This is a genomic window from Xenorhabdus sp. IM139775, assembly GCF_028598745.1.
Lineage (GTDB): Bacteria > Pseudomonadota > Gammaproteobacteria > Enterobacterales > Enterobacteriaceae > Xenorhabdus.
Window position 1 is genome coordinate 1 of record NZ_JAQRFK010000089.1, and the last position, 9,884, is coordinate 9,884.

Sequence of the window (9,884 nt, forward strand, 5' to 3'; positions counted from 1 at the left end):
GGCGAGGGCAAATTGTTGTCCGATCAGGCACTGACCGTGGAGGCGACCGGCAGTGTCGATAACCAATCCGGTAACATCCAGGGTAAAGCGCTGGAACTGACCGCACAGACGCTGACGAATACGAAAGGTAAAATCGTCGGTAAGGGGCATCTGCAGCTTAAGATCAATCAGGACATGGATAATCAGCACGGACTTATTCAGGCCGAAGATGCTTTGACAATCCACACTGACGGTCATTGGAATAACCACGGCGGCAGCCTGGAAGGCGGCAAACAGGTTGATGTCTCCGCCCGTAGCATTGATAACCGCGGCGGCACACTGTCGGCAGCTCAGGTACTGACCCTGAACGCCGACGAGAATATCGATAACCAGTCCGGGGAAATTAAGGGTGAACACCTGCAACTGACGGCATCATACCTGGATAATAAGAAAGGCAAGGTCATCAGCAAGGGACGTCTGAAGCTTGACATCCGGCAGTTGATTGATAACCAGCACGGGCTTTTCGAAGCGGCTGACGCCCTGGATATTCGTACCCAGGGCAACTGGGATAACCGCAACGGGATAGCCCAGGGCGGCAGGCAGGTGGATATCTCCGCCCTCCATATCAATAACAGTGACGGAAACCTGTTGGCCGAACAGGCGCTGACTGTGAACACGACGGGCACTATCGATAACCAGCGCGGCCTGTTGCAGGGGCTGTCCGCGTTGCATGTGACGTCGGGGGGTGATCTGCAAAACGGCGGGGGCAAGTTGTTTTCTGATCAACAGCTGACCGTGAAGGCGGCCGGCAGCATCGATAACCAGTCCGGGTACATGCAGGGCAACTATTTGCAACTGACGGCACAGCACCTGAAAAATACACTGGGTAATCTGGTCAGCCTGGGGAACCTGCGGTTTGATATCCAACAGGCTATCAATAACCAACAGGGATTTATCGAGGCCGGTGACACGCTGGATATCCACACGGGGGGGCATTGGGACAACCGCGGCGGCACCGCCCAGGGCGGCAAACGGGTGACCGTCTCCACCCACAGCATGGACAACACTGGCGGCACACTGCAATCGATCGGTGACCTGACGCTTAATAGTATCGGCAATATTATTAATCAGACGGGTAAACTGTCGGCACAGCAACATCTGCACTGGCAGGGCGGTACGGACAGCTTACTGAATAATAATGCGGGGACGTTATTTAGCGAAGGCAGGATGTCACTGTGGGGCGGACAGCTGACTAACCGCGAGCAAGGCGAGATCCAGGGCAAACAGGGAATAAAGTTGGATCTGACGGGCAGCTGGGATAATCAGGGGGGGAAACTGATCAGCAGCGGGCACAGCACGGTGAATGCGCAGGGCCTCCTGAATGCCGAGGGAAAAATTCAGGTGCTGGACGCGCTGGATATGCGGTTCACCCAAACACTGGATAACAGCCAGGGCTACATTTTCAACAAGCTGGCGCAATCCCTGCGCGCGGAAAATATCCTGAATGCCCAGGGCTGGATAGGCACTCAGGGGGGCTGGTCCGCCACGGCTGACCGGTTTGATAACCAGGGAGGCAGCGTGTCGAGCCTGCAGGATGCCACACTGGCGGTCAGCACGCTGGACAATCAGAAAGGCACACTGGGATCAGCGGGAACGCTGATGTTGCGCTCGGCACAGGCGGTTAATAATGAAGGCGGTAAAATCAGCGCCCTGAAGCGGCTGGATGTACAGGGCGCAACTGAAGGGTCGGCGGCCGGCCGCGTGCTGAACGCGGGCGGGAAACTGCTTTCGGACGGTGCCATCACGGTCATAGCGCAAAGTCTGGACAACGCTGACGGCCTGATTGACAGCCAGCAGCCGGTGCGGTTGCACTTAAGCGGGATACTGGATAACCGTGGCGGGAAACTGCTTTCGAACGGGGTGATGCAGCTGGATGCCCGGTCGTTGCTGAATGCCGCCGGGTCGATAAACAGCCAACAGCAGCTTGGGCTGCGCATTCTGGCACTCCTGGATAATGCAGGGGGCACGCTGAAAAGTAACGGCGACCAGCAGATCTCGGCCGGGCAGGTCAACAACCGGCAGGGATTGTTTAACAGCCTGGGCGCGCTTGAAGTGACCACCGGTCAGCTGGATAACCCGGACGGGAAGCTGATCAGCGGGGGGAACGGCATTTACCGCATCAATGTGATCAATAACGCGCAGGGAAAAATCCACGGCGGCGGCACCCTGACCTTTAAAGGTGAAACGATAAACAATCAGGCCGGGCAGCTGATCGCTACCGGGTCGATGCAAATCGACAGTCAGATACTCAATAACCACGGGCAGGGGAAAATTACCAGCCAGGACACTCTGGCTGTGCGCAGCGACCGGGTGAACAATCATGACGGCGGCCTGTTGTTGGGGACAACGCACACCGAAGTGACGGCCCGCGAGCTGAACAACACGGCCGGCCGCCTGCAAAGTACCCGCACGCTGACCCTGTCAAATCTCGACAAGCTGATCAATCAGCAGGGGATGATCCGCGCCAACGGCACACTCAATCTCAATGCGGGTATTCCGTCCGTGCTGGCGCTGCTCAATCAGGGCGGTCTCGTCCAGAGTGGGGAGCAGCTGACGGTCAATACCCACACCCTGAATAATACCGGCGGGACCCTGCTCAGCCAGCAAGGCCTGACGTTGGCCGTGCAGCAGGATTACACCCACCGGGCCGGCGATACGATTAGTAGTAACGGCGCGTTGACCTTCTCGGTGGGCGGACGGCTGACCAACCTGGCCGACTGGCGCTTGCCCGGCAACCTGACCATTAACAGTGTCCATTTCACCAACCAGGGGACGCTGGCCGGGAAAAACCTGTGGCTGACGACCGGCACCCTGCGCAACGAAAAGCGTCTGGAAGCCGACAGTATGACCCTCACCAGCGACACGCTGGATAACACGGGCACGGTGATGGGGGATGCGGTCACGGTGCGCAGCCGAATTATCGACAACCACGGGCAGAATGCAGTGATGGCCGCCACGGAGCGCCTGGATTTGCAGACCCGTGAGCGCCTGACTAACCGGGACGGCAGCCTGATTTACAGTGCCGGCACCCTGCGCCTGGCCAGTGATGACCTGATTGAGAACAAAGCGAGCGGCATTGAGGCCGACGGGGATGTGTCGATTGAAGCCAACCGGCTGAATAACCTGCGCGAAGGGCTGGAGATTGTGCGCGGGGCGGAAAAAGGCGAGACCCAATGGCACCGTTACAACTATTACTGGCGCTCTTACGCGTCGGGGGTGAATCGCGACAAAAATACCATGGCGCCCACCACCCAGCGCCTGACGTTCCGCGATGATGCCGCGGTGGAAAACAACCGTTACGGCACCCTGCTGGCCATTGATGCGGGCGGTAAACGGGCGCAGGTCCGGGTCAGGGATGACAACGGGCAACCTTATGAGCTGTGGGTCCATTATCTGGCGCTGAAACCGGGGCGCGACGGCAGCTATGACATGACGTTCTATGAGACGCGCGGCCATCGCCAGAACAGGGTGCCGACCCCTTATCACAATACGGTCTGGCGCGAGCACAACCGGGGACGGCTTGAGCAGTGGGACCCGGAGAAACACCTTGACATTGCCAATGTGCCGTTTGTGGATGATTACAACAACTTCCGTGAACGTTCGGCCACCGGTACGGTGACGCGGGATAAACTGGTGTCTGAAGGCATCGGTGCCCATATTCTGGCCGGGGGCAACATGACGCTGCGGATCACGGGGGAACTGCTCAATGATGCCAGTACCGTCAGTGCCAACGGTAATCTGGTGACGACAGGCGACGGCGAGATCACCAACAAGGCTTATTCCGTAAATGAACGGCGCGAGGAATTTCTGGTCGACCATTACGACCGGGATACCCGGCACTGGTATCCGAAACACCACAGCGATGAAACCATCGCGCTGGCGACCATTGACGCGATCATGACCGGGCATGGCGATGTCGCCATCCACGGCGCAAAACTGGAAAATACCACGGTCAACCCGGCACAAATCAGCGTGGTGGAGGCGGCCCAGAAAGCGGCGGAAGCCGAGCGGGCGGAATGGGAACGCAACCCACTGGCGGTGACGGTAGAAGGGGCAGAATGGCAGGCACCGGACAGTCAACTGGAGTTGGCTAGCCGACTGCTGACGCCGCTTAAGCGGCAACTCACGTCAGTCGATCTCCCCCACTTATCGGATGACCAGCTGCTCACGCTATTGAAGCGGGAACTGACGTCGACTGACCAACCTGTTATACAGGATGATCAGTTGATTACGCTGCTGAAGCGGGAACTGACGTCGACTGACCAACCTGTTATACAGGATGATCAGTTGATTACGCTGCTGAAGCGGGAACTGACACCGACTGACCAACCTGTTATACAGGATGATCAGTTGATTACGCTGCTGAAGCGGGAACTCACACCGGCCGATCAACCCCTTATCTCGGATGAGCAATTGCTTACGCTGCTCAAACGGGAACTCACACCGGCCGCCCCACCCCTTAAGCCGATCGAGCGCCCCCTGACGCCGGCTGAACTGGCCCTGACCGACCAGCAAAAACTGGCGCGGGTCGCCACCTTTGTGCCCAATAACGGCCTGTTCCGTCAGCACCCGGCAGAAGGCAGCCCCTATCTGGTGGTAACGGATGAACGCTTTACCAGCCGGGCCCGGTTTATCAGCAGCGATTACCTGTTGCAGCGGGTGGGATATGACCCGGCGCAGGTGCATAAACGGCTGGGGGACGGCTTTTATGAGCAACGCCTGGTGCGTGAGCAGATACTCAAACTGACCGGCCGCCCTTCCGTGCGCGGTGAAGATGCGATGGCGCAGTACCAGACCCTGATGAACAACGGGACGAAGGTGGCCAATGACTTCCGGCTGGTGCCGGGCGTGGCGCTGACCCCGGCCCAGATTGCGGCGTTGCAGCAGGATATTGTCTGGCTGGTGAGCGAGACGGTTGAGACGGCCAGTGGTTCGCAGACGGTATGGGTTCCCAAGGTCTATCTGGCCAACACCACGCTGCGGCTGACCGGGCAGGGTGCCCTGATTGGCGGGGGCAACCTGCAACTGTCCGCCAACAGCCTGACTAACGCCGGTAACCTGTTTGCCGAACGGGCCCTGAACATTGATGCGGACCAGTTCCTGCACCAGGGCGGGGATATCCGCGCAGAGCGCATTGACGTGCAGGCGGAGAGCCTGACCTTAAGCACCAACTTACAGGATGCCCTGCGCCAGGCCTCGATGAGCGCTCAGGAGCTCAGCCTGCGCGGCGGGGATATCCAGCTGCGCGGGGCGAAACTGGAAGCCACCCGTCATCTCAGCCTGAGTGCGCGTGATAATCTGGATATTGTCGCCGCCAGAAGCACCACGACGGGGAACATTGCGGTTATTTCCGGGGCGATGGGCAACCGCACCCGCGACGGTATGGAAGAGGCCGGGCAGCGGATGGCGACCGTCAGCGGCGAGTGGCAACAGGCGCTGGGCAGTCAGCTTAATGCCGGAGGAAACCTCAGCCTGAACGCCGGCCAGGACATCACGTTGCAGGGGAGCCAGGCCAACGCCGGGGGAACGGCGCAGGTACAGGCCGGCGGCAACGTGAAGCTGTTGGCGGAAACCACCACGAATCGCACGCAGCTGGAAGCCGACAGCCGGACCTCGTCGGTGAGTAACCGGCGGGAGGAAGACCGGCTGCATCTCAGTACCCTGAGCGGTGACCGGGGCGTGACTATTCAGGCGGGGGAAAACCTGACGGCCGAAGGGGCGCAGGTTGACAGCCGGTCAGGTCATATCGGGCTGGATGCCCAAACGGTGATTATCAGGGATGCCCGTCAGCGTGTGGCAGACCAGGACAGTGAGCGCAAGCGCGAGGGCAGTACGAACAGCCGGCGGGAGATGGAGAGCGTCAGCGAGCACAGTGTGGGCAGTACCTTCAGCGGGCGTGACGGCGTTGCGGTGATGGCGCGTGAGGGAGATATCACGGTCACCGGCAGCACGCTGCACAGTGAGCAGGGAGCGCTTGAATTGCAGGCGAAACAGGATATTACGCTGAACAGCGCCAGCGAAAGTGACTATCAATTCTCAGAGTCCAGTGCGAATAAAAAAGGCGTGCTGTCGAAAAGCAGCCGCCATACCGTACAGGAAGACCGCGTGACCCGTGAGCAAGGCACCCTGCTCAGCGGCGACAGCATCAGCATCACAGCGGGCAACGACCTGAGCGTGAGCGGCTCGGCGGTTGCCGGGGATAAGGACGTGACTTTGCAGGCAGGCAATAACGTGGCGATGACTGCCGCCACGGAAACCGAGTCCCATTATTTACTGGAAGAGAAGAAAAAGAGCGGGCTGCTCAGCAGCGGGGGCATCGGTTTCACCGTGGGCAGCCAGTCCACCCGTCATCAGGTCAATGAAGACGGCACCACCCAGAGCCAGAGTGTCAGCACGGTGGGCAGCAGCCAGGGCAATGTGAATATCACGGCGGGTAACCGGGTGCAGGTCGGCGGGGTCGATTTGGTGGCCGGGCAGGATATCACTATTACCGGCGACAGTGTGCAGATTGACCCGGGTCAGGACCAACATCGCCGGGAAGAAACCTTTGAGCAGAAACAGTCCGGCCTGACGCTGGCGCTGTCCGGCGCGGTGGGCAGTGCGCTCAATACCGCGGTCAGCACGGCCCAGCAGGCCAGAACCGAGGGGGACGGGCGGCTGAAAGCGCTGAAAGGCACGCAGTCGGTGCTGTCCGGGGCGCAGGGTTATCAGGCTTGGCAGCTCAGTCAGGCGGGATCCGCCAAAGCCGATGCGATTAATCAGGCCGGCGGCAACGCGGAAAAACCGACCGATACCATTGGCATCCAGCTTTCCTATGGCAGCCAGTCGGCGAAATCCGAAACCCGCACGGAGCAGACGCAGTCACAGGGCAGTCAGCTCAATGCCGGGCGGGATATCCGTATTACCGCCACTGGCGACAACGCCCAAACAGACAGCGGTAATATTCAGGTGGCAGGCAGCAGCCTGAAAGCAGGCCGGGATGTGGCCCTGGAGGCGAAACAGGATATCGTCCTGCAATCCGCTGAAAATACCCAGACGACCCGCGGTGAAAACAGCAGCAAAGGCGGCAGTGTGGGCGTAGGATTGACGGCCGGTCAGGGCGGTTACGGCATCAAATTCTCCGCCAGTGTCAACAAGGGCAAGGGGCATGAAACCGGCGACGGCGTCACCCATACAGAAACGCTGATTGATGCGGGTAACCAGGTCAGCCTGAAAGCCGGTCAGGACACCACGCTCAAGGGGGCACAGGTCAGCGGGGATAAAGTCACGGCAGATATAGGACGTAACCTGCATTTGCAGAGCGAGCAGGATAAAGACAATTATGATGCCAAACAGGAAAACGTCAGCGCCGGCGCCAGCTTTACTTATGGCTCAATGAGCGGTTCGGCCAGTGTCAATGCCAGCCGTGACAAAATCCACAGTCAATATGACTCAGTCAACGAGCAGACCGGGATTTTTGCCGGCAAGGGCGGCTTTGATATCAAGGTGGGTGAACATACCCAGCTTGACGGCGCGGTGATGGCCAGCACCGCCGATAAGGACAAAAACCGTCTGGACACGGGCACGCTGGGCTTTAGTGATATTGAGAATAAGGCGGAATACCAGAGCGAACACCAGAGTGTCGGTATCAGCACCGGCGGCGCGGTGGGCAGCCAGCTGGCCTCCAATATGGCGTCGAATATGCTGGCCGGTAGCAATAATAGTGACAGCAAGTCTTCCACTACTCATGCGGCGGTCAGTGACGGCACCCTGGTTGTCCGTGATGCCGATAAGCAGCAACAGGATGTGGCGGGCTTAAGCCGCGATACCGACAACGCGGCCAACAGCCTGACGCCGATTTTTGACAAGGAGAAAGAGCAGCAGCGGCTGGCGCAGGCACAGGCCATTGCCCAAATCGGCACGCAGGTGCTGGATATTTACAGTACGCACGAAGCGATTAAGGCGACGAAAACCGCCACGGAAAAACTGAAAGACCCGCAAACGCAGCAGGCCCTGAAACAGCAGGCGGAAGCACAGCTGAAACAGGAAAACGGCGACATCACACCAGCCGCCATTGCTGACCGGGCGCATAAAATCGCTTACGACGCAGCACTCAAGGCACAGGGCGCGGAAATTGGCGGCGGCCAGCGTCAGGCCGTCACTGCGGTGGTGACTGCCCTGCAAGGGCTGGCGGGTGGTGATATTAAAGCGGCCATCGCCGGCGGCGCAGCGCCTTATCTGGCCAATGCCGTCAAAGACCTGACCTACGGCGGCAAGCCGTATGAGCAACTGACGGCCGAAGAGAAAGCTACCAACCTGCTGGCGCACGCGATTTTGGGCGGCGTGCTTGCCGAGATGCAAGGCGGCTCAGCGACTGCCGGGGCGGTAGGTGCGGCCGGTGGTGAACTGGCGGCCTCGGCGATTGCTAGTGCGCTTTATCCGGATAAGAAGCTGAGTGAATTGTCATCAGATGAAAAAGAAAGGGTCAGTAACTTGTCTACTCTGGCAGGCGGACTGGCGGCCGGGCTGGCGACCGATTCGACGGCAGGCGGAGTGAGCGGGGCATCGACGGCTAAAAACGCGGTTGAAGCCAACTATTTGCACGAAGATGAAAGTCGCCGTTTTGATAAAGAACTGGCGGAGTGCAAGGCGAAGGGAGGCGACTGTGGCACGGTTATTCAGAAGTACTTGGATATCAGTAATAAAAACAGCGCTGAATTGCAGGAAAAATGCAGTGGAGGCGGTATTACCTGCGTAACCTATGAAGATCTTATTCAAGCAAATACCAATGTTGCACTTGATGAGGGATCGTTACAAATTCGATTGTCAGAGAAACTAAAAGATCCGGATGCCATTAAGATAGTGCAATACCTTAATGGAAGAGATTTACAATTCCTGAAAGACAATATCACAACATCTAACCGAACGGCGGCTGTTGTCCTCGATCCGACATCTTGGCCTGTTATGGTCTTTGGGGCAAAAGCGATGATTCAGGGGGCAAAAGGCAAAGAACAGTTACTTGCAGCAGGGATCACCAGTGGTATGAATGCGGCTATTCAGTATGGTACGACGAAAGAAGTAAAACTCTCTGATTTGATTGGTGCAGGTGTTGTTGGTGCCATTACTGCCGGAAAAGGTTACAACCCCACTGTAACGTGGAATGCGGTGGGTGGTTACTACACTGCGGAAATTAAAGGGGATGATCCTTTCTTAAATGCGATATTGAGTAAAAGCGGTGCCAGTGTGGGGTATGGAGTTGGTAATACCATCAAGGTTCCATTCGATAAAATTCTTAACCCAGTATCAAAAGAATACGAATGGGTTCCAACAGGAGTTTGGACTATTACAAAGCCTGCATCAAAAAGTACAGTCCCTTCCACGGTGGGTAACGTTGGTGATTCAGCCGTATCAGGTTGGTTCAACTCTACTGTTGGGGGAGCAATGCAAGAAGGAAAACAGCAAGATGAAAAAAAATAAAATGAAATCAATAATGATTATGTGTTATCTCTCGTTTTCTTTTTTCTTGGCTGTCTTCTTGCTGAGTGTTATTTCACAAGCTTTCAGTTTATGGTTTATAGACAAAGCCGATATTTTTTGTTCCATCAAAGATAATATAGGGGTTCATTTGCAAATTGGAGGAGCAGGTGCTTTAGCTGGGTTTGTACTTTGGTTATTTGATATGTATTAGTGAGAAAAATCCCAGCCAAAGTGCTGGGATATCCTCTTTAGTCGTTGATCACAACAGATGAAAGACGGTTCAGCAGCCGCCGGCGTGCTCTATCTGCGCCACCGTTAATATCTCCTGTTCCTGGTATTATTGGTAGTGGGATAGGAGCTATTGGTTCTGAAGCTGCAAATAAAGTAGT

The 9,884-nt window shown here is 57.2% G+C and carries 3 protein-coding genes and 1 pseudogene; 3 read left to right on the top strand and 1 reads right to left on the bottom strand.

Translation table 11 applies throughout. The features are described 5' to 3' along the window. Positions 1-36: 36 nt before the first annotated feature. A pseudogene (locus PSI17_RS17485) lies at positions 37-1,092 on the top strand (hypothetical protein); the annotation flags it as partial. Positions 1,093-1,209: 117 nt separating this feature from the next. Here PSI17_RS17485 and PSI17_RS14745 read toward each other — a convergent pair. Further along, positions 1,210-1,458: a hypothetical protein gene (locus PSI17_RS14745; protein WP_273552696.1), complete on the bottom strand. Its 249-nt coding sequence runs from the start codon at positions 1,456-1,458 to the stop codon at positions 1,210-1,212. Here PSI17_RS14745 and PSI17_RS14765 point away from each other — a divergent pair. Both PSI17_RS14765 and PSI17_RS14770 read left to right on the top strand, forming a co-directional pair. Further along, on the top strand, positions 1,399-9,495 hold the full coding sequence (locus PSI17_RS14765) for a hemagglutinin repeat-containing protein (protein WP_443256037.1): 8,097 nt from the start codon (positions 1,399-1,401) through the stop codon (positions 9,493-9,495). The genes PSI17_RS14745 and PSI17_RS14765 overlap by 60 nt on opposite strands. Continuing rightward, a complete protein-coding gene (locus PSI17_RS14770; RefSeq protein WP_273552701.1) occupies positions 9,482-9,706 on the top strand; it encodes a hypothetical protein in 225 nt (74 codons plus the stop codon). The genes PSI17_RS14765 and PSI17_RS14770 overlap by 14 nt, the downstream gene beginning before the upstream one ends. The last annotated feature ends 178 nt before the right edge of the window (positions 9,707-9,884 follow it).